Source organism: Rhizobium sp. Leaf384 (assembly GCF_001424065.1).
Lineage (GTDB): Bacteria > Pseudomonadota > Alphaproteobacteria > Rhizobiales > Rhizobiaceae > Ferranicluibacter.
In genome coordinates this window covers 178,899-201,856 of the sequence record NZ_LMQE01000006.1, presented here as the reverse complement: position 1 = coordinate 201,856, position 22,958 = coordinate 178,899, and the positions used below count along the sequence as shown (strand labels likewise).

25 protein-coding genes and 1 other RNA gene are annotated in these 22,958 nt (G+C 65.3%); 20 read left to right on the top strand and 6 right to left on the bottom strand.

Going from position 1 to position 22,958, the window contains the following annotated elements; all coding sequences use genetic code 11:
* Positions 1-48: 48 nt before the first annotated feature.
* Positions 49-1,059, bottom strand: a complete 1,011-nt coding sequence (gap, locus tag ASG25_RS14600) for a type I glyceraldehyde-3-phosphate dehydrogenase (protein ID WP_062475140.1) — start codon at positions 1,057-1,059, stop codon at positions 49-51.
* 98 nt (positions 1,060-1,157) lie between these two features.
* Positions 1,158-3,140 carry a transketolase gene (gene tkt / locus ASG25_RS14595; protein ID WP_062475137.1) on the bottom strand — a complete coding sequence of 661 codons (1,983 nt, stop codon included), beginning with the start codon at positions 3,138-3,140 and terminating at the stop codon, positions 1,158-1,160.
* Between the two features lie 284 nt (positions 3,141-3,424).
* Between tkt and ASG25_RS14590 the strand changes: the two genes are divergently transcribed.
* The 8 genes from ASG25_RS14590 to ASG25_RS14555 all read left to right on the top strand — a co-directional run bounded on the left by ASG25_RS14590 (position 3,425) and on the right by ASG25_RS14555 (position 9,702).
* Complete coding sequence (locus tag ASG25_RS14590) at positions 3,425-3,697, top strand: DUF4164 domain-containing protein (protein ID WP_062475134.1); 273 nt, start codon at positions 3,425-3,427, stop codon at positions 3,695-3,697.
* A gap of 68 nt (positions 3,698-3,765) precedes the next feature.
* Complete coding sequence (locus tag ASG25_RS14585; RefSeq protein ID WP_062475131.1) at positions 3,766-4,170, top strand: cell division protein ZapA; 405 nt, start codon at positions 3,766-3,768, stop codon at positions 4,168-4,170.
* A gap of 194 nt (positions 4,171-4,364) precedes the next feature.
* Positions 4,365-4,522, top strand: a non-coding RNA gene (gene ssrS / locus ASG25_RS14580) — 6S RNA.
* A gap of 143 nt (positions 4,523-4,665) precedes the next feature.
* The gene (locus tag ASG25_RS14575; RefSeq protein ID WP_082480252.1) at positions 4,666-5,292 is read left to right on the top strand and encodes a 5-formyltetrahydrofolate cyclo-ligase; all 627 of its coding nucleotides are present in this window, start codon (positions 4,666-4,668) and stop codon (positions 5,290-5,292) included.
* Positions 5,293-5,308: 16 nt separating this feature from the next.
* A complete protein-coding gene (locus ASG25_RS14570; RefSeq protein ID WP_062475128.1) occupies positions 5,309-6,133 on the top strand; it encodes a TIGR00282 family metallophosphoesterase in 825 nt (274 codons plus the stop codon).
* A gap of 213 nt (positions 6,134-6,346) precedes the next feature.
* Positions 6,347-7,156: an MBL fold metallo-hydrolase gene (locus ASG25_RS14565; RefSeq protein ID WP_082480249.1), complete on the top strand. Its 810-nt coding sequence runs from the start codon at positions 6,347-6,349 to the stop codon at positions 7,154-7,156.
* Positions 7,157-7,261: 105 nt separating this feature from the next.
* Positions 7,262-8,008, top strand: coding sequence for a YebC/PmpR family DNA-binding transcriptional regulator (locus ASG25_RS14560; RefSeq protein ID WP_062475123.1), 747 nt, complete (start codon positions 7,262-7,264; stop codon positions 8,006-8,008).
* A 236-nt stretch (positions 8,009-8,244) separates the two neighbouring features.
* Positions 8,245-9,702, top strand: a complete 1,458-nt coding sequence (locus ASG25_RS14555) for a diguanylate cyclase (protein WP_062475120.1) — start codon at positions 8,245-8,247, stop codon at positions 9,700-9,702.
* A 6-nt stretch (positions 9,703-9,708) separates the two neighbouring features.
* Here ASG25_RS14555 and ASG25_RS14550 read toward each other — a convergent pair whose 3' ends face one another.
* Complete coding sequence (locus ASG25_RS14550) at positions 9,709-10,707, bottom strand: LLM class flavin-dependent oxidoreductase (protein WP_062475118.1); 999 nt, start codon at positions 10,705-10,707, stop codon at positions 9,709-9,711.
* A 149-nt stretch (positions 10,708-10,856) separates the two neighbouring features.
* On the opposite strand from ASG25_RS14550, the gene ruvC reads away from it, so the two are divergent.
* The 7 genes from ruvC to ASG25_RS14510 all read left to right on the top strand — a co-directional run bounded on the left by ruvC (position 10,857) and on the right by ASG25_RS14510 (position 15,450).
* Positions 10,857-11,381, top strand: coding sequence for a crossover junction endodeoxyribonuclease RuvC (gene ruvC, locus ASG25_RS14545; protein WP_062475115.1), 525 nt, complete (start codon positions 10,857-10,859; stop codon positions 11,379-11,381).
* Between the two features lie 59 nt (positions 11,382-11,440).
* Positions 11,441-12,058 (top strand): Holliday junction branch migration protein RuvA, encoded by a 618-nt coding sequence (gene ruvA, locus ASG25_RS14540; protein WP_062475112.1) that lies wholly within the window; start codon positions 11,441-11,443, stop codon positions 12,056-12,058.
* A 377-nt stretch (positions 12,059-12,435) separates the two neighbouring features.
* The gene (gene ruvB, locus ASG25_RS14530) at positions 12,436-13,479 is read left to right on the top strand and encodes a Holliday junction branch migration DNA helicase RuvB (protein WP_062475106.1); all 1,044 of its coding nucleotides are present in this window, start codon (positions 12,436-12,438) and stop codon (positions 13,477-13,479) included.
* The gene (locus ASG25_RS14525) at positions 13,480-14,346 is read left to right on the top strand and encodes a metallophosphoesterase (protein WP_062475102.1); all 867 of its coding nucleotides are present in this window, start codon (positions 13,480-13,482) and stop codon (positions 14,344-14,346) included.
* On the top strand, positions 14,346-14,855 hold the full coding sequence (locus ASG25_RS14520) for an NUDIX hydrolase (RefSeq protein ID WP_062475099.1): 510 nt from the start codon (positions 14,346-14,348) through the stop codon (positions 14,853-14,855). Before ASG25_RS14525 ends, ASG25_RS14520 begins: the two co-directional genes overlap by 1 nt.
* Before the next feature lie 59 nt (positions 14,856-14,914).
* Positions 14,915-15,130 carry a DUF2945 domain-containing protein gene (locus ASG25_RS14515; RefSeq protein WP_062475096.1) on the top strand — a complete coding sequence of 72 codons (216 nt, stop codon included), beginning with the start codon at positions 14,915-14,917 and terminating at the stop codon, positions 15,128-15,130.
* The gene (locus ASG25_RS14510) at positions 15,130-15,450 is read left to right on the top strand and encodes a hypothetical protein (protein ID WP_062475093.1); all 321 of its coding nucleotides are present in this window, start codon (positions 15,130-15,132) and stop codon (positions 15,448-15,450) included. The genes ASG25_RS14515 and ASG25_RS14510 overlap by 1 nt, the downstream gene beginning before the upstream one ends.
* A gap of 90 nt (positions 15,451-15,540) precedes the next feature.
* On the opposite strand, the gene ASG25_RS14505 is transcribed toward ASG25_RS14510, so the two are convergent.
* Genes ASG25_RS14505 through ASG25_RS14495 form a run of 3 tightly spaced genes read right to left on the bottom strand, consistent with a single transcriptional unit; the run spans position 15,541 to position 18,562 of the window.
* The gene (locus ASG25_RS14505; protein WP_062475092.1) at positions 15,541-16,503 is read right to left on the bottom strand and encodes an NAD-dependent epimerase/dehydratase family protein; all 963 of its coding nucleotides are present in this window, start codon (positions 16,501-16,503) and stop codon (positions 15,541-15,543) included.
* The gene (locus tag ASG25_RS14500; protein ID WP_062475089.1) at positions 16,503-17,345 is read right to left on the bottom strand and encodes a glycosyltransferase; all 843 of its coding nucleotides are present in this window, start codon (positions 17,343-17,345) and stop codon (positions 16,503-16,505) included. Before ASG25_RS14500 ends, ASG25_RS14505 begins: the two co-directional genes overlap by 1 nt.
* Positions 17,342-18,562: an NAD-dependent epimerase/dehydratase family protein gene (locus tag ASG25_RS14495; protein WP_062475086.1), complete on the bottom strand. Its 1,221-nt coding sequence runs from the start codon at positions 18,560-18,562 to the stop codon at positions 17,342-17,344. Before ASG25_RS14495 ends, ASG25_RS14500 begins: the two co-directional genes overlap by 4 nt.
* 200 nt (positions 18,563-18,762) lie before the next feature.
* Here ASG25_RS14495 and ybgC point away from each other — a divergent pair, with 200 nt between their 5' ends.
* From ybgC to ASG25_RS14470, 5 genes are all read left to right on the top strand, one after another.
* Positions 18,763-19,194, top strand: a complete 432-nt coding sequence (gene ybgC / locus ASG25_RS14490) for a tol-pal system-associated acyl-CoA thioesterase (RefSeq protein WP_062475083.1) — start codon at positions 18,763-18,765, stop codon at positions 19,192-19,194.
* A 117-nt stretch (positions 19,195-19,311) separates the two neighbouring features.
* On the top strand, positions 19,312-20,346 hold the full coding sequence (locus ASG25_RS14485) for a glycosyltransferase family 1 protein (RefSeq protein ID WP_062475080.1): 1,035 nt from the start codon (positions 19,312-19,314) through the stop codon (positions 20,344-20,346).
* A gap of 266 nt (positions 20,347-20,612) precedes the next feature.
* Positions 20,613-21,332, top strand: a complete 720-nt coding sequence (tolQ, locus tag ASG25_RS14480) for a protein TolQ (protein WP_062475077.1) — start codon at positions 20,613-20,615, stop codon at positions 21,330-21,332.
* A gap of 21 nt (positions 21,333-21,353) precedes the next feature.
* The gene (tolR, locus tag ASG25_RS14475; protein ID WP_062475073.1) at positions 21,354-21,809 is read left to right on the top strand and encodes a protein TolR; all 456 of its coding nucleotides are present in this window, start codon (positions 21,354-21,356) and stop codon (positions 21,807-21,809) included.
* Positions 21,810-21,818: 9 nt separating this feature from the next.
* Positions 21,819-22,931 carry a cell envelope integrity protein TolA gene (locus ASG25_RS14470; protein ID WP_062475071.1) on the top strand — a complete coding sequence of 371 codons (1,113 nt, stop codon included), beginning with the start codon at positions 21,819-21,821 and terminating at the stop codon, positions 22,929-22,931.
* Positions 22,932-22,958: the final 27 nt, after the last annotated feature.

Genomic DNA, 22,958 nt, shown 5'->3' with positions numbered 1-22,958 from the left:
ATGGAAAAAGCCCCGGGCCGCCTGAGGCGCCCGGGGCTCTTGGTCGTCTTAGAGCAGCTTGCCCATGGCGACGGCCGTGTCGCACATGCGGTTGGAGAAGCCCCATTCATTGTCGTACCAGGACAGGATGCGGACGAAATTGCCCTCCAGAACCTTGGTCTGGTCGATGGCGAAGATCGAGGAATGGCTGTCATGGTTGAAGTCGCGCGAGACCAGCGGCTCCTCGGTGTAGCCGAGAATGCCCTTGAGCGCGCCGTTGGAGGCGGCCTTGATGGCGTCGTTGATTTCGGCAACGCTCGTGTCGCGCTTGGCGACGAACTTGAAGTCGACGACCGAGACGTTCGGCGTGGGGACGCGGATGGACGTGCCGTCCAGCTTGCCCTTCAGCTCCGGCAGCACGAGGCCGACGGCCTTTGCGGCGCCGGTCGAGGTCGGGATCATGGACAGGGCTGCGGCGCGGGCGCGGTACAGGTCCTTGTGCATGGTGTCGAGCGTCGGCTGGTCGCCCGTGTAGGAGTGGATCGTGGTCATGAAGCCGTGATCGATGCCGATCGCGTCGTTCAGAACCTTGACCACCGGCACGAGGCAGTTGGTGGTGCACGACGCGTTGGAGATGACCGTGTGTTCCTTGGTCAGCTGGTCGTGGTTGACGCCGTAGACGACGGTCAGGTCGGCACCATCGGCAGGCGCTGAGATGATGACGCTCTTTGCGCCGGCCTGCAGGTGGGCAGCGGCCTTGTCACGTGCGGTGAAGATGCCGGTGCACTCGAGCGCGATATCGACGCCGAGATCCTTGTGCGGCAGTTCGGCCGGGTTGCGCACAGCCGTCACCTTGATCGGCTTGCCGCCGTTGACGACGATCGAGTCACCCTGGACTTCGACGGTCGCGGGGAACTTGCCGTGGATCGAGTCGTAGCGCAGCAGATGCGCATTGGTTTCCACCGGGCCGAGGTCGTTGATCGCGACGACTTCGATGTCGGTGCGGCCGGACTCGACGATGGCGCGGAGCACGTTGCGGCCGATGCGGCCGAAGCCGTTGATGGCGACTTTCACTGTCATGGAGGCTCTCTCCTTTGAGAAGGCGTGTCTTGATGAGTGTCTGGTTCAGGCGGGTGTCCGAGGGCATGCACGTTCGCGCATGCCCTTCCGGGACGTGATCAGGAAAGCTTGGCTTCGGCAGCCGCGACGATCGCGTCCGACGTGATGCCGAAATGCTTGAACAGCTCCTTGGCGGGGCCGGATGCACCAAACGAGTGCATGCCGACGAAGGCGCCGTCGGAGCCGATGAAGCGATCCCAGCCCTGGCGGACGGCGGCTTCCGCCGCGATCTTGACTGGTGCCGTGCCGATAACCGCCGTCTGGTAGTCTTCCGGCTGGTCTTCGAAGAGCTCGAAGCACGGTACGGAAACCACGCGGGCGGCAATGCCCTTGGCCTTGAGGTCGGCGGCCGCCTTGACGGCGATCTCGACTTCGGAGCCGGAGGCGAAGATCGACACCTTGGCGTCGTCGGCGGCGATCAGCTCGTAGGCACCCTTGGCGCAGAGATTTTCCGCCGAGTAGGTGGTGCGGGCCGGGGCCAGGTTCTGGCGGGTCAGCGCCAGGCCGGAAGGCCGCTTGCCGTCTTCGAGCGCCAGCTGCCAGCATTCCGCGGTTTCCACGGCATCGGCCGGGCGGAACATCAACAGGTTGGGGATCGCCCGGAGCGCGGCCATATGCTCGACCGGCTCGTGCGTCGGGCCGTCTTCGCCAACGCCGATGCTGTCATGCGTCAGCACGTGGATGACGCGGATGCCCATCAGCGCGGCCAGGCGGATCGACGGACGGCAATAGTCCGAGAAGATCATGAAGCCGCCGGAGTAGGGGATCAGGCCGCCATGCAGCGCGACGCCGTTCATGGCCGCAGCCATGCCGTGTTCGCGGATGCCCCAGTGCATGTAGCGACCGCCGAAATCCGTCGGGGTGATCGACGTCATCTGGCTGGTCTTGGTGTTGTTGGAGGGCGTCAGGTCGGCAGAGCCGCCCAGCGTTTCCGGCAGGAAGCCGTTGATGACTTCCAGCGCATCCTCGGAGGCCTTGCGGGTTGCAATCGTCGGGGGCTTCTCGGCGAGCTTCTTTTTGTAGTCGTCGATGGCCTTGTCGAAGCCGGCCGGCAGCTGGCCCGCGAAGCGGCGGGTGAACTCGGCCTTCTTCGTTTCGTCGGCGGACGACAGGCGTGCTTCCCAGGCCTTGCGGGCCTGGACCGAGCGCTCGCCGGCACTGCGCCAGGCGTCCAGCACGTCGGCCGGCGTATCGAAGGCTTCCGACTCCCAGTTCAGGGCCTTGCGGGTCGCAGCGATTTCTTCCGCACCGAGCGGGGAACCGTGAACCTTGTGGGTGCCGGCCTTGTTCGGTGCGCCGAAGCCGATGACGGTCTTGCAGGCGATGAAGGTCGGACGGTCGGACTTGTGCGCGGCTTCGATGGCGTCGGAGATCGCCTTCTGGTCGTGGCCGTCGACCTCGATCGTGTTCCAGTGCACCGCCTTGAAGCGGGCGATCTGGTCGGTCGAGTCGGAAAGCGAGACGGCACCGTCGATGGTGATGGAGTTGTTGTCCCAGAAGAGCACGAGCTTGTTCAGCTTCAGGTGCCCGGCCAGCGCGATCGCTTCGTGACTGATGCCTTCCATAAGGCAGCCGTCACCGCAGAGCGCGTATGTGTAATGGTCCTGCAGGTCGGAGCCGAATTCCTGCTCGAGCTTACGCTCGGCGATCGCCATGCCGACGGCATTGGCAATGCCCTGGCCAAGCGGGCCGGTCGTCGTCTCGATGCCCGTGGCATGACCGAATTCCGGATGTCCGGCGGTCTTGGAGCCGAGCTGGCGGAACTGCTTGATGTCCTCGATCGTCATGTCGGGGTAGCCCGTGAGATAGAGCAGGGCATAGAGCAGCATCGAGCCGTGGCCGGCCGACAGGACGAAACGGTCGCGGTCGGGCCAGTGCGGGGTTTTCGGGTCGAACTTCAGGTATTTGGTGAAAAGGACGGTCGCGATGTCGGCCGCTCCCATGGGAAGGCCGGGGTGGCCGGAATTGGCCTTCTCCACCGCATCCATGGCCAGAAAACGGATCGCATTCGCCATCCGGTCGTGTTGTTCATTCGAGATCATGACTGTTCCGCTTAAGCTTGATGATCAGGGAACGGTCTCTATCCTCCAAAGACCGCATCGGAAGCGGGTGAGACATAGCACCTCGCCCGGTGGAGTCAACAAAGACGGCAGGCGTGCGGGGGCTGTCGAAGCACGAAAAATCGTGCGTGATCCACAGCTTCCAGCCTGAAGCTGAGAGCGCGGCGTTGTATCGTCCGGTGGATTGAGTCTAATAATGCGATTGGCTTTGACGAGGGCGCAGCTTGCCGATTCGGTGCCCCGGCCATGGATTGGAAGCAGACACGATGGCGGTGGGAAAGACAGTCAGGGCAGCGATCGACGATCTGAAGGGGGCTGTGGCCGGTCTGGAAAGCGTGATCGACGGCCGGCTGGACCGCGAACGCGACCGGGTGGAGATCGAAGGCGAGGTTCGCCGCGTCAATACCGACAGGGCGCGGCTCGCGCAGGAACTCGACCAGTCCCAGTTTCGGGCCAATCGCCTCGAAGAGGTCAACCGGGAGGTTTCGCGCCGTCTGGTGACCGCGATGGAAACGATCCGCGCGGTTCTCGATCGATGATGCGGCCTGCGAACACGCCGACAATCCCCATGCCATCCGTCAACGGGCCTCGGGCCGGGAGTTAGCCAATGGCGCAAGTCACCGTGACGATCGACGGCAAGGCCTATCGCATGGCCTGCGAAGAGGGGCAGGAGGATCACCTGACCGATCTCGCCGCGCGCTTCGACCAGTATGTCAGTCATCTCAAGAGCCAGTTCGGCGAAATCGGTGATCTCCGACTAACGGTGATGGCCGCCATCATGGTGACCGACGAACTTTCCGAAGTCGATCGCCGGCTCAAGGCGCTGGAAACCGAAGTCGAGGGGCTGAAGCGCGCGCGGGACATCGCGGTGGCCCAACAGGCCGAAGCCGAGGAGGGCCTGGCAACGGCGCTCGGCGAGGTCACCACGCAGATCCAGGGGCTGGCCGCCCGCATCGCCAACCGCCCCGCACCGCCGGCCCAGCCCGCCCACCCGCCAGCGCATCCCCGGTAACATCCGCGTCCCCATTCCGGGCTATATCCCAGCAAGCTGCGGTTTGCGCCGGCCCGGCCGCGCTCCGTGCCCCAGCGTGTTTTGCCAGAGCCTCTTGCCGGCGCGTCTTGCCATCGTCTCTTGCCAGTGCCCCTTGAAGGCCGATTTCACAATCGCCTCTGGCATGCCGCGGCGAAGCGCTCTATATTCGATCTTGCGGTCTGCGCTTCACGACAGGAACCACAATCCCTGGGGCCATACTCGATCCAACGGGAGCTGTCCCTGTCCAGGCTCGTGGGCCTGGGCATATGGCGCCCACCTACGTTTGTAGGCACCCAGGATCGTAAACATCCATCGGTCGTGTGGATCGCACTTTCTCCCTTCCCGTCATGTCCACGCCGTCACGCAGAGGTGACGGGCCGCCATCGTGCCTCGTCCGATGCTTGTCCGCGCCTTCCACCTTGATCTCCTTCGGCGCCGGGTCCAAAACCGGATGACGGACGGGAGAGGGTCATGATGCCGGCATCCAGCGAACAGACCGCAAGCGAACATATGGCGAGAGACCAGAAGGCGATTTTGCGCGCCGAGCGGCTGGCCCTGCGCGATGCGCTGTCTGCGGAGGTTCGGGCGGCCGGTGCCGCGACCATGCTCGACCATGTCGCGACGCCGGCGTTTGAGGACAAGTTCAACCTGGACGGCGCCATGGTTTCAGGCTTCTGGCCGATCCGCTCCGAACCCGATATCCGTCCGCTGATGGAGCGGCTGCGCGCCACGGGGGCCGGCCTCTGCCTGCCCGTCGTCCTCGACCGTCAGACCATCGTCTTTCGCGCGTTCCGCCCCGGTGCGCCGATCGTGAAGAGCGGCTTCGGCACCGCGGGGCCGGACGAGACCGCGCCGGTGGTCGATCCCGATGTCATGCTGGTGCCGCTCTCGGCGTTCGATCGCCGCGGCCACCGGATCGGCTATGGCGCCGGTCACTACGACCGTGCGATCGCCCGCCTGGCGGCGCGCGGTCAGCGACCGCGCCTGATCGGGATTGCTTTCGCCTGCCAGGAAGTGGCATCAGTGCCTTTTGAGCCGCACGACATCCCGCTCGATGCCATTCTGACAGAGGAAGGCCTGGTCGAGATGCAGCAAGCGTAAGCGAGATCGATCTGACATGAGACTTCTGTTCCTTGGCGACATGGTGGGCAAGACGGGCCGGACGACCGTCTGGGAAAAGCTTCCGGGGCTGGTTGCCGACCTCAAGCTCGATTTCGTCATCGTCAACGGCGAAAACGCGGCCGGCGGCTTCGGGATCACCGAGGACATCTTTCTGGAGACCATCAATGCCGGGGCCGACGTCGTCACCACCGGCAATCATGTCTGGGACCAGAAAGAGGCGGTGACCTTCTGTCAGCGACACGATCAGTTCCTGCGGCCGGCCAATTATCCGCAAGGGACGCCCGGACGCGGTTCCGGGCTCTATTTCGCCCGCAATGGCGCGCGCGTGCTCGTCGCCAACATCATGGGCCGCGTCTTCATGCATCCCGAGCTCGACGACCCCTTCAAGTCGGCCGAGGCCATTTTGGCCGCCTGCCCGCTGAAGGAGCAGGCGGATGCGATCGTCTTCGACTTCCATGCCGAGGCGACCAGCGAGAAGCAGTGTTTCGGCCATTTCGTCGATGGCCGTGCCAGCTTCGTCGTCGGCACCCACACGCACGTTCCCACCGCCGACCATCAGATCCTCAATGGCGGAACCGCCTATCTGTCGGATGCCGGAATGTGCGGCGACTACGACTCCTCCCTCGGCATGGAAAAGGAGGAGCCGCTGAACCGCTTCATCTCCAAGATGCCCAAGGGCCGCTTCGAGGCGGCGTCCGGTCCTGCGACCCTGTGCGGCGTCGGCGTCGAGATCTCCGACCGCACCGGCCTTGCCGAAGCCATCGCCCCCTTGCGCATCGGCCCGCGCCTTTCGGAGACCGTGCCGGCATTCTGGGCGTGAGGGTGGTTTGCCGTCGTTCCTCTGGAGCAGGTGATACGCACCGAGGATCGTCGACGAGATCCGCCTCCCGGCAATGACGTGATTGTGACGCGCCGCCTCTTTACCGCGCGCCGCCGGCGCATATCCTGACCCTGTCGCCGAACCGGGCTGAAACAGGGTCAGGGGTTTCTCATGCTGCGATCTGCCGTTCTTGCCTCGTGTGCGCTCGCGGTCATGTTCGCCGCCTGTCCGCAGACCCCCGCTTTCGCCCAGCAACGGCCGGCGGTCAGCCAGTGCCAGGCCATCGCGCAGACCCTGCCGGACGCCGGTTTTGTCCAGCTGGCGAGCGCCGGCGGCTTTGTCCCCGACCTGCAGCCGGCGGCTGCGCGCGATCCAAATGTCGCCATCACCTTTCTGGGGCACTCCACCTTTCTCTTGGAAACGCCGGAGGGCGTGACGATCGCGACCGATTATTCCGGGTTTCACCGCCCGGCGCGGCCACCCCAGGTGGCGACGATGAACAAGGCGCATTCCACCCACTACACGCTGACGCCGGGACCCGAGATCGCCCATGTGCTGCACGGCTGGGGCGACAACGGCCGTGCGGCCGATCACGATCTCGTCGTCGGCGACGCCTATATCCGCAACGTGCCGACTGATATCCGTGCCGGCTATGGCGGCGCCATGGAGCCGGACGGCAACTCGATCTTCATCTTCGAGGTTGCGGGACTCTGCATCGGTCATCTCGGCCATCTCCACCACGAACTCTCCGAGACGGATTATGCCGAGATCGGCCGGCTCGACGTCGTGATGGTGCCGGTGGATGGCGGGCTGACCATGGGGGCGGAGAGCATGGTGCGTGTCGTCAGCCGGCTGCGCTCGGCGCTGATCCTTCCGATGCATCGGCGCGGGCCGCCGGTCGAAAGCTTCCTCGGCCTCTTCGACCCCGGTTTCGACCGGGCGACGGCCGGCAGCGCTACGGTCACCGTGTCTCTCGCAACCTTGCCGAAAAAGCCGCTGATCCTGCTTCTCCAGGGGTTGTGAGGAGACCGGCGACATTGCGCCGGACAACAGGCTGGACGAACCGGCCGGATGAAATTATAAGGCGGCCCGATCCCATCATCGGCAGAGTTTATCCAAGAGGGCGCCATGGCCGGCCATTCACAGTTCAAGAACATCATGCATCGCAAGGGCCGCCAGGACGCCGTGCGATCCAAGATGTTTTCCAAGCTTGCCCGCGAAATCACCGTCGCGGCCAAGGCCGGCCTTCCCGATCCCTCGATGAATGCCCGCCTGCGCCTCGCTATCCAGAACGCCAAGGCGCAGTCGATGCCGCGCGACAATATCGAGCGCGCCATCAAGAAGGCGTCCGGCGCCGACAGCGAGAACTATGACGAAATCCGCTACGAAGGCTACGGCCCGGGCGGCGTTGCCGTGATCGTCGAGGCCCTGACCGACAACCGCAACCGCACCGCTTCCAACGTCCGCTCGACCTTTACCAAGGCCGGCGGGGCGCTGGGCGAAACCGGCTCGGTCTCCTTCTCCTTCGACCGTGTCGGCGAAATCACCTACAAGCCGGATGTCGGCACCGCGGACGCCGTCATGGAAGCGGCCATCGAGGCCGGTGCCGAGGATGTCACCAGCGACGAGGATGGCCACACGATCATCTGCGGCTTCGAGGATATCGGCGAGGTGTCCAAGGCGCTCGAGGCGACGCTCGGCGAAGCCGAGACCGTCAAGGCGATCTGGAAGGCGCAGAACAGCGTTCCGGTCGACGAGGAGCGGGCGGAATCCCTGATGAAGCTGATCGACACGCTGGAAGACGACGACGACGTTCAGAACGTCTACGCCAATTTCGAAGTGTCCGACGAGGTGATGGCCAAGCTGTCGGCCTGATTACAGGTTGCAGATCACGGCTCTATCCTATGCTTTTCGGTGTATTGCTGCGTCTGCGCTAACCTTATCGTAACGCCTGTCGATCAGCATGCGGCCTGTCTGCTGCTGCCGACGCCTCGTCGAGATCGAGGCCTCTTTCGCATCGGTCGATGGATCGGCGGACGCTTCACGGGCGTCCGGCGCGCGGGATTGCGTGCGGGTCCAACCTGAATGCTGGATTGGAAAGCGGGCCGGGATTGCGCTTCGTTCACCTGAAACTCGCGGGACCCGCCATTGGCGGCGTCGCCCTTTTCATCGCCGCCATGGCGACAGTGCCCTATTTCGGCGCGGCCCGGATCGATGGCGAGGCGCGGATTCAGCAGGAGACGCTGGTCAAGCGCAACCTCGCTTTGTGGATCGCCGATATCGAATTCACGCTGACCTCCTGGACCATCTGGGACGAGGCGATCGCCAAGCTCGACACCACGTTCGACTTTGACTGGGCGGACCGCAACATCGGCGCGTCCCTGATCGGAACGTCGCGCACCCGCTTTACCGCCGTTCTCAATCCGGACGACAGCATCCTCTATTCCCGGACGGAAGAGACGGTCGCCACCCGGCCTTTCTTTTCCCGTGGCGCCGACCGGATCGTCGCGGATGCGAAGATGCTCGTTGCCGATGTGCGCCGCCGCGAGACGGCACCCAAAAGTCCGGGCATCCCCAAGCCCATCGCCGCCAGTCGGATCGAGGTTATCGGACAGGAGGCCGTGCTGCTGTCGGCCAGCCTGTTCCAGCCGGATTTCGGCACGGCGCGGCTGAAGGGGGATCGCGCGCCGGTGCTGATCACGGCCATGCCGATCGGCGGCAGCCTGAAGGATTTTTTCGGAACGCGGTTTCTGCTCGACGACGCCCGCGTCAGTCCTTTGACAGACGTTGCGCCCGAACGGGCGCGTACAGAGATCGCCGTCAGTCCGAACGGCAAGGTTCAGGTCCTTTCCTGGCGTCCGCCGACGCCGGCGCGCGACATGCTCTACCAGGCGATGCCGCTGATTCTGACGATCTTCTTCGTGCTGATGGCGGGGGGCGTCCTGCTCTTGCGCATCGCGCAGACGACCGCCCAGATGCTGGTCGCCCGCGAGCGCCAGATGGCGCACGCCGCGACGCATGACGTTCTCACCGGCCTTGCCAACCGGGCTTTGCTGGACAGCGTCTACGACGAGGAAGCGGCCATGGGCGCGCTTGTCGTCGCCTGCCTCGATCTCGATGGGTTCAAGGGCGTCAACGACACCTATGGCCACGCGGTCGGCGACGATCTCCTGCGCGCGGTCGCGTCACGGCTTCGCGCCGATGCGCGAAAGGAGGACAGGCTCTTCCGCCTCGGCGGCGACGAATTTGCCATCCTGATGCCGGCCATCACCCTTGCAGACGCCGAAGCGGCCTGCCGGAAGCTCGGCGAGGCGCTGTCGGCGCCGTTCTACCTGCCGGGCGCCTATCCGCCGGGGCATCGGATCGAGATTGCCGCCTCGTTCGGGCTCTGCCATGTCACGGACAGGGCGACCACCTGCGATGCTGCGTTTCGCGCCGCGGACGATGCGCTCTACACGGCGAAATCGCTCGGACGGGGCCGGGTGGTGGTCGGGCAGGGGCTGGACGCCGGCGCACCGGGCGCGGCCACGGGCGAGCTTCGCCGCATGGCCGCCAGCCTGCGCGGCTGAGCCACGTCAGGCTGCGGCCGCAAGCTCCTGACGCGCCTCGGCGAAGCGGCGCACCGACGTCAGCCTCGCGTCCATGTCGAAGATCGGCATGGAGATGATCAGCTCGTCGGCGCGCGTGTCGGCGAGGAACGTCTGCGTCTTGCGGCGCACCGTCTCGGGTCCGCCGACGATCGCATAGCTCATCGCATGATCGACGAAAGCCTTTTCCGAGGCGTTCCACAGACCGTCCATGCTGTCGACCGGCGGCGGGAACTGCCCGCGCGCATTGCGCCGGAGCGCCACGAAGGATTGCTGCATCGAGGTAAAGAGATGGCGCGCCTCCGCATCGGTATCCGCCGCGACGCCCATGATGCCGACCATGGCGTAGGGCTTGTCGAGGATCGCCGAGGGTTCGAAGCGCTCGCGGTAGATCTCAAGCGCCGAAAACAGCATGTCGGGCGCAAAATGCGACGCGAAGGCAAAGGGCAGGCCGAGCATGCCGGCAAGCTGGGCGCTGTAATGGCTGGATCCGAGAAGCCAGATCGGCACGTTCGTGCCAGAACCGGGCGTGGCGATCACATGTCCCTCTTGCGGGGTGCCGAGCAGGCCTTGCAGTTCCACGACGTCGTTCGGGAAGGCATTGGCGCTGCCCTCCATGTGACGCCGGAGCGCGGCCGCCGTGCGCATGTCCGTGCCTGGCGCGCGACCGAGACCGAGATCGATCCGGCCCGGGTAGAGAGCGGCAAGCGTACCGAACTGTTCGGCGATGACGAGGGGCGAATGGTTGGGCAGCATGATTCCGCCCGAGCCGACGCGGATCGTTTTCGTTCCCGCGGCCACGTGCGAAATCACGATGGCCGTTGCGGCGCTGGCGATGCCGCTCATACCATGGTGTTCCGCCAGCCAGAAGCGCTCATAGCCGGCGCGCTCCGCCTCCTGCGCGAGGCGCCGCGAGTTGTCGAGCGCCTGCGAAACAGTGCTGCCCTGCGTGATGGGCGACAGGTCGAGAATGGAAAAGGGGACCATGGCAAGCGGCCTTCAACTGATGAATGTCCTTGTCATGTAAGCGCCCGTCTTCGCGAGTTAAAGGGCACCGCATATTCAAGCCTTCCGGATGTTTTTGTTTTGTTCACATTTTGCTGGCAGCGTCCGGGGGCAAAGGCTAGGATATTTTCATGCAATCCACGATTCGCATCATCGGTATCGATCCCGGGCTCCGGCGCATGGGATGGGGCGTGATCGACACGCTCGGCAACACCTTGCGCTTCGTGGCGTCGGGCACGATCCTGTCGGACGGCGATGCGGATCTGGCCTCGCGTCTCTGCCAGCTGCATGACGGCCTGGCCGACATTCTGCATCTCCACAAGCCGGACGAAGCCGCCGTGGAGCAGACCTTCGTCAACAAGGATGCTGTCGCGACGCTGAAGCTCGGACAGGCGCGCGGCATTGCCATGCTGGTTCCCGCCCGCGCCGGCCTGAAGGTGGCGGAATACGCGCCGAATGCCGTCAAGAAATCGGTGATCGGCGTCGGGCACGGCGAAAAGCAGCAGATCCATATGATGATCAAGGTTTTGATGCCGAAAGCGACCTTCAAGGGCAATGATGCCGCCGATGCGCTGGCCATCGCCATCTGCCATGCGCACAATCGGCAGAGTTTCGCCGGCAGCCTCGCCCATCGCATCGCGGCCGCCACGGCGTGAACCATCCGGCGTGATGGATCGCCGGCCAGCTTCTTTCTTTTTCTTTGGGACCGACGCGGATGATTGGCAAGTTGAAAGGCACGATTGACGAGATCGCCGACGACCATGTGGTGATCGACGTCCATGGCGTCGGCTATGTCGCCTATTGTTCGGCGCGCACGCTCGGCAAGCTCGGCTCGGCCGGCGAGGCTGCCGTGCTCTTCATCGAAACCTATGTGCGGGAAGACCAGCTGCGCCTGTTCGGATTCCTGTCGGCGCTCGAGCGCGAATGGTTCCGGCTGCTGCAGAGCGTCCAGGGCGTCGGCGCCAAGGTGGCGCTCGCCGTGCTCTCCGTTCTCACGCCTGGCGAACTTGCCAATGCCATCGCGTTGCAGGACAAGACCTCGATCTCGCGCGCGCCCGGCGTCGGCCCGAAGGTCGCGGTGCGCATCGTGACCGAGCTGAAGAACAAGGCGCCCGCCTTTGCGGGCGAGGCCGCGGCCGGCATCGGCTTCAAGCAGGAACTCGGCGAAGGCGCCGTGCCTGCGCCGGTGGCCGACGCCGTCTCGGCTCTCACCAATCTCGGCTACTCCCGCGACCAGGCGGCCAATGCGATCGCCGCCGCCTTGCGCAATGGCGGCGAGGGCGGCGATAGCGCCAAGCTCATCCGTCTCGGACTGCGCGAACTGTCGCAGTGATTGTTCGGGCCCCGGTTTCCCGGTAAGATTGGCACAGCAACGAGGAAAGGCTGCTACAGATGGGCGCTCTGACGATCCCAACATCCGAAAGCCAGCGTCCGATCCCGAAAGACCGTCGCGGCCGGCTCGATCTGACGCGGGGAACGCAATATTCCGCCATCGCAGATCATGCCGATGCGTCTGCTCCGGCAGTCCTCGGCGGAGATCGTCGGCGCGCCTGCCGGGGACCTCGATATCGTGTTTCTCCAGCCGGACGTCCCGTCTAGGGTTCCGGCTGATTCTCTCGTCGCGCGGTCGGGCCTGCGGGCCGGCTGCCAGAAAATCGGTACGTTTGACCGGAAGGCTGCGCGCCTCACCCCGGGAATGGAACTCCTTGCATGACGGACGACGATGACCGCCTGATCTCTCCCGAAAAGCGCGGCGAGGATCTCGACACCGCGCTTCGGCCGCAGTCACTGGACGAATTTACCGGCCAGGCGGAGGCGCGCGCCAATCTGAAGGTCTTCATCGAGGCGGCCAAGCACCGCGGCGAGGCGCTGGATCACGTGCTGTTCGTCGGTCCGCCCGGTCTCGGCAAGACGACGCTCGCGCAGATCATGGCGAAGGAGCTCGGCGTCAATTTCCGCTCGACCTCGGGCCCGGTCATCGCCAAGGCCGGCGATCTCGCGGCGCTCCTGACCAATCTCGAAGAACGCGACGTGCTCTTCATCGACGAAATCCACCGTCTCAATCCGGCCGTGGAGGAAATTCTCTATCCGGCCATGGAGGATTTTCAGCTCGATCTCATCATCGGGGAGGGGCCGGCCGCCCGGTCGGTCAAGATCGACCTCTCGAAATTCACGCTCGTTGCCGCCACCACCCGGCTCGGGCTGCTGACGACGCCGCTGCGCGACCGGTTCGGCATTCCCGTGCGTCTCAGCTTCTACACCGTCGAGGAACTGGAACTGATCGTGCGGCGCGGGGCCCGGCTGATGGGGCTCGCCATCACCGACGAGGGCGCGCGCGAGATTGCCCGGCGGGCGCGGGGAACGCCGCGCATCGCCGGACGGCTCCTGCGCCGGGTGCGGGATTTCGCCCAGGTCGCCCGGGCCGAGGCCGTGACGCGGCAGATCGCCGACGAGGCCCTGACGCGGCTGCTGGTCGACAATATGGGCCTCGACCAGCTCGACAAGCGGTATCTCAGCATGATCGCGCTCAATTTCGGCGGCGGCCCCGTCGGCATCGAGACGATCGCGGCGGGCCTGTCGGAACCGCGCGATGCGATCGAGGATATCATCGAGCCCTACATGATCCAGCAGGGCTTCATCCAGCGCACGCCGCGCGGGCGGGTGCTTACGGTCAATGCCTGGAAACATCTCGGTCTTGTGCCGCCGAAGGATCTCGAGGCCTCGCAGTTCCGCCTGTTCCAGGAGGACGAGTGAGTGCTGTCCCGGCGCGGGTTTCTCCGCACTGCCGGGGCGCTCGTCCTGGCGGCTCTGTCCACCGCCGCTTACGGTATCGGCATCGAGCCGCGTCGCCGGCCGCGCGTCGTCACCTATCGGATCGTGCCGCCCGGCTGGCCTCGGGCGCTGCGGCTGCGGCTCGTGCTGATCAGCGATCTCCATGCCTGCGATCCCTATATGCCGGCGTCCCGCATTGCCGAGATTGCCGACCAGGCCAATCGCCTGGGCGGTGACATGATCCTGCTTCTCGGGGACTTTCTCTCCGGCATGATGTTGGGAACGCAGGTGCCGCCGGACGCCTGGGGCGCGGCGCTGCGGCCCTTGCGGGCGCCGCTTGGCGTTCACGCCATTCTCGGCAATCATGATTGGCTCGATGATCGCCAGGCCATGGAAAGCGGCCGCCCCGGGGTCGTCAAGGACGTGCTCGACAGCCTCGGCGTGCCGCTCTACGAAAACCGGGCCGTGCGCCTCGAAAAGAAGGGTCAGGCCTTCTGGCTTGCCGGCCTTGCGGATCAGCTGCTGCCGGCGCGCGGCCTCGACGATCTCGCGGGGACGCTCGCGCGCATTACCGACGATGCACCCGTCATCCTCATGGCGCACGAGCCCGATGTCTTCCCGACGGTCCCGGTGCGGGTCGCCGTCACGCTGTCGGGCCATACCCATGGCGGGCAGATCCGCCTGTTCGGCTTTGCCCCCGTGGTTCCCTCGCGTTTCGGCAGCCGCTATGCCTATGGGCACATCGTCGAGAACGGGCGGCATCTGGTCGTGTCCGGCGGTCTCGGCACGTCCGTCATTCCCGTCCGGCTCGGTTCGCCGCCGGAGATCACCGTCGTGGAGCTCGGTTGATGGCAAAGCGCAAGATGGTCCGGCTCGACGCCGGCGATAAGCGGTTCAATTTCCGCATTGCCGGGCTCGGTTTTCGCGACGGGCACGTTCTCGTCCACCGGGCGGTGCACGAGACGTTCTGGACCTTTCCGGGCGGTCGCGCCGAGATGGGCGAGACATCCGAGGCGACGCTGCGGCGCGAGATGCAGGAAGAGCTCGGCGTCGAGATCACGGTCGGCCGTCTGCTGTGGACGGTCGAGAACTTCTTTCGCTACGAGGCGCGCGATTACCACGAGATCGGGTTCTATTATCTGATGACCGTGCCTCCGGTCTTTCCCTTCCACCACAGCGAGATCGTGCATCGCAATCGGGACGGCAAGGCCGATCTCGAATTCAAATGGGTGCCCGCGACGGTCGCCGCCCTGCGGGCGCTCGATATTCCGCCCTATTTCATCGCCGAGCAGATCGAGACGCTGCCCGAGACCAGCCGGCACATCGTCTGGCACGATGGCGATCTCGACCGCGTCTGACGGAACCCGTTTCGCGCGCATGCATTTCCCCCGCGGTAATCGCGTCAAGGAGAGCGCAGATGAAGAAATTCACGAAGGGCACCACCGTTTCCTGGAAATGGGGTCAGGGCACGGCAGAAGGCAAGGTGGACGAGAGCTTCACCGAGGATGTCGAGCGCACCATCAAGGGCCACAAGATCAAGCGCAAGGCGTCGACCGACGAGCCGGCCTACCTCATCAGCCAAGACGATGGGGCGCACGTGCTCAAGAGCCATTCGGAGCTGAGTGCAAGCTGATGTCGAGCGATCATGTTCCTCCGGACGCCGTCGCCAAGGAGGCCGAGAAGGGCCTGAAGCTGCGCGAGACGTTCAAGCGCGGCGGCACGCAGATCGGCGTCGCCCGCGCCCGTGATCTGAAGAATCGCGCCCATCTCTCGCCCGACACGATCAAGCGCATGTCGAGCTATTTCTCCCGCCACAAGGTCGACAAGCGTGCCAAGAACTTCGGCGACGACGAGAACCCCTCCGCCGGCTACATCGCCTGGCTCCTCTGGGGCGGCGATGCCGGACGCGACTGGGTGGAAAAGCAGAAGGCCAAGCTGGAAAAGGATCGGTAGCCGATCTCTTTTACCCCTCGCGCACCATTCGGCCACTCTCAGGGTCCCCGTCACCGATGGCCGGTCCCCGTCGCAGCCTTCAGGGGTCGATTAACGGCCGGGCGGACGGGTGTCCTCGCTGGTCGCGGCGAGACGGTCAGCGAGGGCTGCGATATCCGCGCGGAAGCGGGCCGTACCGCCCGGGGCCCAGCCGAGCGACCGCAGGCGTGTCGTGTCCATCTGCGCGAAATGGGACCGGTCCGCCGGCGCGGGGAGGGGATGACGGCAGGTCGTCGCCTGCTGCAGTTCCGCGAGCACCTCGTGATGGCTCGTCAGCAGGTCGGACGCGTTGAAGGCGCGGCCAGCGACAAGCGAAGCATCGGCGGTCAGGAGCAGCAGGACGGCGGCGGCGAGGTCGTCGCCATGCACCTCGGTTCCCACGCGGTCTTCCACCGGCCGGCCCGCAAGATAGTCACGCGCAAGGCTCTCCCACTTGTGCGGCCGATCGGGCGCGAGCCCGTAGACACCGGTGGCGCGGACGCTTGCCGTCACGAAATTCTCCGTGTCCAGGGCCGCCAGCGCCCGTTCCGCGTCCCATTTGACGCTGCCGTAGAGGCTTTCCGGGGCCGGCTCCAGATCCTCCGACAGCAGGGCCCCGTCCGGCGGGCGGCCATAGACGGCGCGGCTCGACAGGAAGACGCAGCGCCGGATGCCCGCCGCGCGGGCCGCTTCGAACAGCCGTCGGGAGCCATCGCCATTGGCGCGGCGGAACCCCTCGGGGTCATCGCCTTCGCCGCCGCGATATCGTCCGGGCACGTGCTCCAAAGCGGCATGGACGAAGGCGTCGATGCCGTCAAAATCCGGAAGCGGTGCGGCGGGATCGAGCGGCAGCGCCACGGTGTCCACATGCCGCGAGAACGGTGGCCGGGAGGTCGGCAAAAGGATCGGTAAGGCCCCCGCAGCGGCGCTTGCATCGGGCCTGACCCCTGCGACCACCTCGTGCCCGTGCGCCAGCAGGTGCTCCACGATGAAGCGGCCGACAAAGCCGGTTGCGCCCGAAACGAGAACCCGCATCAGCCTGCCGCCTTCGTCGCGTCCGGACGCAACGGACCGGGAAGGCCGGCAATATCCGGAATGTCGGTGCCGTCGTGAAAGGCGTGCCAGAGGTCGATCAGCGGCTTCAGCGCATCGGCCTTGGGATGATCCCTCTCCCACGGCTTTTCATACTGGTAGTGCAGCACGCCGATGGACGGCCAGTCCCAGAGAGCAGGCAGCGCGAACCATACATATTGCAGCATGTTCATCGTCACCGGCAGACCGTGCCAGTTCGGAAAGTAGGCCTGCAGAAAGCTCTGGTCGGTGCGAGGCCAGAAGGCGTCGGCAACGTCGAGCCGCTCCAGCATGGCCCGGAAGGTCTCGTCGGCGGGCCGGGCGACGAAGACGCCGGAGTTCATCCGGTGGAAATCGGCCAGGCTTTCGTAGACGTTCGGTGCGGCGCAGAATTCGGGATAGTCGAAGAGCCGGTCGATGTTTCTCAGCACGAGCGCGTCGGCATCGATGAAGATGCAGCGCTCGTAGTCCGTCAGCTGCCAGAGCCGCAGCTTGCAGAAATTGTCGAGCGGCGAATGGAAGGCCGGCTTGCGCCCCTTGGTGAAGGGGGCGGCGGCATGGACGCTGCGCCTGGCATGCCGCGCGTTGAAGGCATCCGACAGCGGCAAAAGGTCGGTCTCGACCAGCCGGACGTCGAAGGCCGCGAGCGGCGCCAGCATCGGCGCCGTCACCGTCTGGGTGTGGAGGACCACGATGTCCGCGCGGGTTCCCGTCCGGCGGATCGAGCGGCAGAGCGCCTTTGCCCCCATCGCGTAATCCGCATTGGTCACCAGCGTCACATAAGCGTGGACGGTGCTTCCCGTCATGAGACCGATTTCAGCTTCCGGCCTTCCGGATCGTGAACGATCTTGGAGGCGATGTCCTTCGTCCAGGCGGAAACCGCGGGCACGCGGCTGCGATCGACGCGATAGGCGTATTTCCGGGCGACATCGACGATCTCCGACAGGAGCCCGTCCTTCAGCCGCGTGGGGTCGAGGCCGAGATCGAGGAACTTGTCGTTCTTGACGACCAGGTCGTTCTCCGGCGCTTCCTTGCGCGGGTTCGGCAGCCAGGCGATCTCGGCGCCGGTCATGTCGCAGATCATCCGGGCGAGGTCGCGCACTCGGTGCGTCTCGGTCATCTGGTTGAAGATCTCGACGCGCGACCCCCGGGCCGGCGGGTTCTTCAGCGCCAGCTCGATGCAGCGAACCGAATCCTGGATGTGGATGAAGGCGCGGGTCTGCCCGCCGGTGCCGTGCACGGTCAGGGGATAGCCGATGGCCGCCTGGATGAGGAAGCGGTTCAGCACCGTGCCGTAATCGCCGTCATAGTCGAAGCGGTTGACCAGCTGCTCGTGCCGGCGGGTTTCCTGCGTGTGCGTGCCCCAGACGATGCCCTGGTGCAGGTCGGTGATCCGCAGCGCGTCGTTCTTGGCATAGAACTGGAAGAGCAGCTGATCGAGGCATTTGGTCATGTGGTAGATCGAGCCGGGATTGGCCGGGTAGAGGATCTCCTGGGCAACCGTCTCGCCGCTCTGCGTGGTGATGCCGACCGGCAGGTAGCCTTCCGGGATCGCGGCCCCCACGGTGGAATAGCCGTAGACGCCCATCGTGCCGAGATGCACCAGATGCGCGTCCAGGTTCAGGTCCACCAGCGCGTTCAGGAGATTGTGCGTCGCCGAGACGTTGTTGTTGACCGTATAGTTCTTGTGCCGGTCACTCTTCATCGAATAGGGCGCCGCACGCTGTTCGGCAAAATGGATGACCGCATCGGGGCGGTGCTCGCCGAGCCAGTTCTTCAGGAGCTCGTAGTCGCGGCCAAGGTCGATCAGGTTGAAATGAATGCGTCGCCCGGTTTCGGCATGCCAGATGCGCGTGCGCTCCTGGATCGAGTCCATCGGCGTGAGGGACTGGACGCCGAGCTCGGTGTCGATCCAGCGGCGCGAGAGATTGTCGAGGATATGGATGTCGTGGCCCGCCTGGGACAGGTGCAGGGCCGTAGGCCAGCCGATGAAACCGTCGCCGCCCATCACTGCAATCTTCATGACGTCGCCTCCTCGAAAGATCGGTGCCGGAGAAAATGTGTCCCGGATCGCCCGGTCGTCGCCACCCGCCGGTCGAACGGATTTTGCGCCTCTCCGGCTGTAATTAGAAATTATGACAGTTGTTCAATGCTTGTCGCAATGCCGTCTTTGCGCCACAACGGCCAAACGCAGATGAGGACGGCAGCAAGAGGCGACGCCACGTGGATTTTTCGATTGCGGGAAGGCTGACGGAGAACGGGCATGTTCTCCAGCAGCGGGTCTATTACGAAGACACGGATTTTTCCGGTCTGGTCTACCACGCCCGCTATCTGCATTTCCTCGAGCGCGGCCGCACCGACTATCTGCGCTGCCTCGGCGTCGAGCAGCGGACGCTTCTGACGGCCGATGCCGAAGGCCTGGTCTTCGTCGTCCACCGCATGGAGATCGACTTCCGCCTGCCGGCCCGCATGGACGACATTCTGGAGATCCGGACCGCGACGGAAAAAGCAGGCGGCGCGAAGATGGTGCTTGTCCAGCAGATCCTCTGCGAGGGCCGTCTGCTGATCGCCGCCAGGGTCATCATCGCCGTCATCAACGCTGCGGGCCGGCCGCGACGCCTGCCGGAGGCGCTGGCCCAGAGGTTCCTGGCGTAAGGCGATCTCGATGATCCGCGGCCTCGTTTCGACCTTCGCGCGCGCCCTCCAGGCGTCGAGCGACGCTAACGCAAGCTTCATGGGACGGTGGTAGAGCAGGGCCATGAGGGGACGTCCATGAAGATTGCCGTCAATGCCAGGGTTACGCAGTTCGCCATGGGCGGCCAGCAACGCGTCGCCGCCGAGATCGCAACGCGTCTGGGATCGCTGACCGAGCTCGTGCCGGACCGTCCGCTCGGCGGCATGAAGGCGCATGCCTGGGAGCAGATCGTCCTGCCGGTGCGTGCGCGCGGCCATCTTCTCTGGTCGCCCTCGGCCACGGGGCCGGTGTTAAAGGCGCGCCAGGTCGTTACCCTTCATGACGTCGCGTTCCTGGATGTGCCGGAATATTTCTCCCGGTCGTTCACCGCCTTCTACAAGGCGCTGCTGCCGGTGCTGGTGAAGCGCGTCGACCGCGTCGTCACGGTGTCGGACTTCTCCCGGAAGCGGATCGCCGCCACGCTTCACATCGACGAAAGCCGGATCGACGTCATTGCAAACGGCGTCAGCGGCCATTTCCGGCCCTACGCACCGCAGGATATCGCCGTCACGCGCGCCGCGCTCGACCTGCCGGCGCGCTATCTGCTGCTGCAGGCCACCTCCGACCGGCGCAAGAACCTGGCCGCGACGCTGCGGGCCTGGGCCATCGCGCAGCGGGCGCTGCCGGACGACATCCAGCTCGTCGTCTCGGGAAATCTCGGGCGGGCGCATGTCTTCGGCGCGGTCGCGGCCCTTCCCGACGTGCCGCGCACGCGTTTCGTCGGCTATGTCGAGGAAGCGCATATGGGGCCGCTGATGGCGGGTGCGGACGCCTTTCTGTTTCCCTCGCTCTACGAAGGCTTCGGCCTGCCGATCGTGGAGGCGATGGCCTGCAGCACGCCGGTGCTCACCGCTGCGGCGACCGCGACCGAGGAGATCGCCGGTGGTGCGGCACTGCTCGTGGATCCTGCGTCGGACGCTGCGATCGCGGACGGCATCGTCGCGCTCATGCGGGACGAGGGCTTGCGCACCCGGCTTGCCGCGGAAGGCCTGGTCCGCGCCCGGCATTTCTCTTGGGATGGCGCCGCCGAGCAATATCGCACGCTCTTTCGCGCGCTGGGTGCGGATCTCTGACCGCCGACGTCCGATCCCGCCCGCCTGCGGGCCTTCGGTAACACTCCCTTAACCATAATGATGTCTTATCGATCCACGGGATTTTGTGCACTGCACGTCATCCTTTGACCAAGATTACGCGGGAAAGGTTTGCCCGAAGCTTGGATTGCACGTGTGCGATCGGCGGCGGGCTGCCGGGGCGAACTTGAAAACAATGACGTTTGAGCGACCTGGCGTCGAGCATGTGATGGCTCTTGCCGGGCGTCCGGATTCGGGGATTTGAAAGCATGGAACAGGCTGGATTGGCCGCGGTGACCACGGACGTGACGTTGTGGTCTCTTTTCATGGAGGCCGGCTTCGTCGTGAAGCTGGTCATGCTCGGGCTCATGGCCGCTTCGGTCTGGACCTGGGCCATCGTGGTCGACAAGACCATCCGCTATGCCCGCGTCCGCCGCCAGCTCGACAGTTTCGAGCAGGTGTTCTGGTCGGGCCAGTCGCTGGAAGAGCTCTACCGGACCCTGTCCGATCGCCAGACCTCCGGCATGGGGGCGATCTTCGTGTCGGCCATGCGCGAGTGGAAGAAGAGTTTCGAGCGCGGCGCACGATCCCCGATCGGCCTGCAGATGCGCATCGACCGGGCCATGGACGTGACGCTGTCGCGTGAATCCGAAGCGCTGGAAGCGCGGCTCGGCTCGCTTGCCACCATCGGCTCGGCCGGCCCGTTCGTCGGTCTCTTCGGCACCGTCATCGGCATCATGACCTCGTTCCAGGCGATCGCCGGCTCGAAGTCCACCAACCTCGCCGTCGTGGCGCCGGGCATCGCCGAGGCGCTGCTCGCCACCGCCATCGGCCTGCTCGCCGCCATCCCGGCCGTTATCGCCTACAACAAGTTCACGGCGGATGCCGGCAAGATCAATTCCCGCATGGAAGGTTTTGCCGACGAATTCTCCGCCATCCTGTCGCGCCAGATCGACGAAAAGCTGCAGCCGCGCCAGGCGGCTCAATAATCACCGACGGAGGCCGCGACGATGGGTATGGCAGTGGGCGGATCCAAGGGCTCGGGCGGCAGACGCCGCGGGCGTGGACGCGGCGGCAAGGCCGTCATGAGCGAAATCAACGTGACGCCGTTCGTGGACGTCATGCTCGTCTTGCTCATCATCTTCATGGTGGCCGCGCCGATGATGACCGTCGGCGTGCCGATCGATCTTCCGGAAACCCAGGCCAAGGCGCTGAACTCCGATACGCAGCCGATCACCATCTCGGTCAATCCGGCCGGCGAGATCTTCCTGCAGGAAAGCCCCATCACCATCGAAGAGGTCGTGCCGAAGCTCGAGGCCATCGCCAAGACCGGCTACGAGGAGCGCATCTATGTGCGCGGCGACACCAATGCGGACTATGGAACGGTCATGAAGGTCATGGCGCGCATTTCCTCGGCCGGCTTCAAGAACCTGGGTCTCGTGACCCTTCAGGAAACGGACAAGTGAGCCTTTGACATGAAGGGCAGCATTGCAACCTCCGCTGTGCTTCACGGACTGGTGCTCACCTGGGCGCTGGTCTCGCTCGGCAGTCCGAAGCCTCTTGAGGTTGCGGCCGTCGAGTCCGTGCCCGTCGAAATCATCAGCGAAATGAGCCAGATCCAGCAGGGCGACCTCAAGGCGCCCATGGCCGAGAAATCTGCGCCCAAGCCGTCTGAAAAGCCGCTGACAAAGCCCGAGGCCGAAAATGTCGGCGACAACGACGTCGACATGAAGACGCCGCCGAAGCCGGTTTCCAAGCCCGTCGAGAACCAGGCCTCCGCAGCCCCGCCGAAGTCGGACGACGCACCGCCGTCGCCCGATCCGGTGAAGGAGGAGGTCAAGCCGTCCGAAAAGCCGCCGGCGGAACCGGCGACCGAGGTCGCAGCCCTTCCCGAGCCCAAGGAAGAGGTCAAGCCGGACCCCAAGCCCGATCCGAAGCCGCAGCCCGAAGCCAAGGCCGAGCCGACCCCCGAGCCGACGCCGACGCCGGCCGAGCAGACCCCGGCCGAAAGCCCGGATGCGGCTGCCCTGCCGCAGAACGTGCCGGCCCCGACCGCGCGCCCGAAGGTCGAGCAGACCGCCGCGGCCCAGACCGCCAAGACGCCCGACCGCAAGACGGACGCCGCGCCCAAGGAGCAGAAGAAGACGTCGTCGCAGAAGGAAAGCGACTTCAACGCCGACGAGGTGGCGGCCCTTCTCAACAAGACCGAATCGTCCGGCGGCGGCGCCAAGCGCTCGCAGGACAAGGCCGCACTCGGCGGCAAGAAGGCGACGACCGGCAATACGCTGTCCTTGAGCGAGATGGACGCGCTGAAGGGCGCGATCCAGAAGAACTGGTCGATCATCCCCGGCATGGCGGATCTCGAGGGCATGGTGATCACGGTCACGATCCAGCTCGACCCCCAGGGCGAGATCGTCGGCCAGCCCGAGGTCGAGGCGACGGGCGGCACGCCCACCTCGCAGCGCGCGATGATCGGCAGCGCCACGCGCGCCGTGCGCCGCTCCGCACCGTTCAAGCTGCCGGCCGACAAGTACGACTCCTGGCAGGAGGTCGTCATCCATTTCGACCCGTCGGACATGCTGCTGTGACCGCCGGCTTCGCGACCACGAACGACA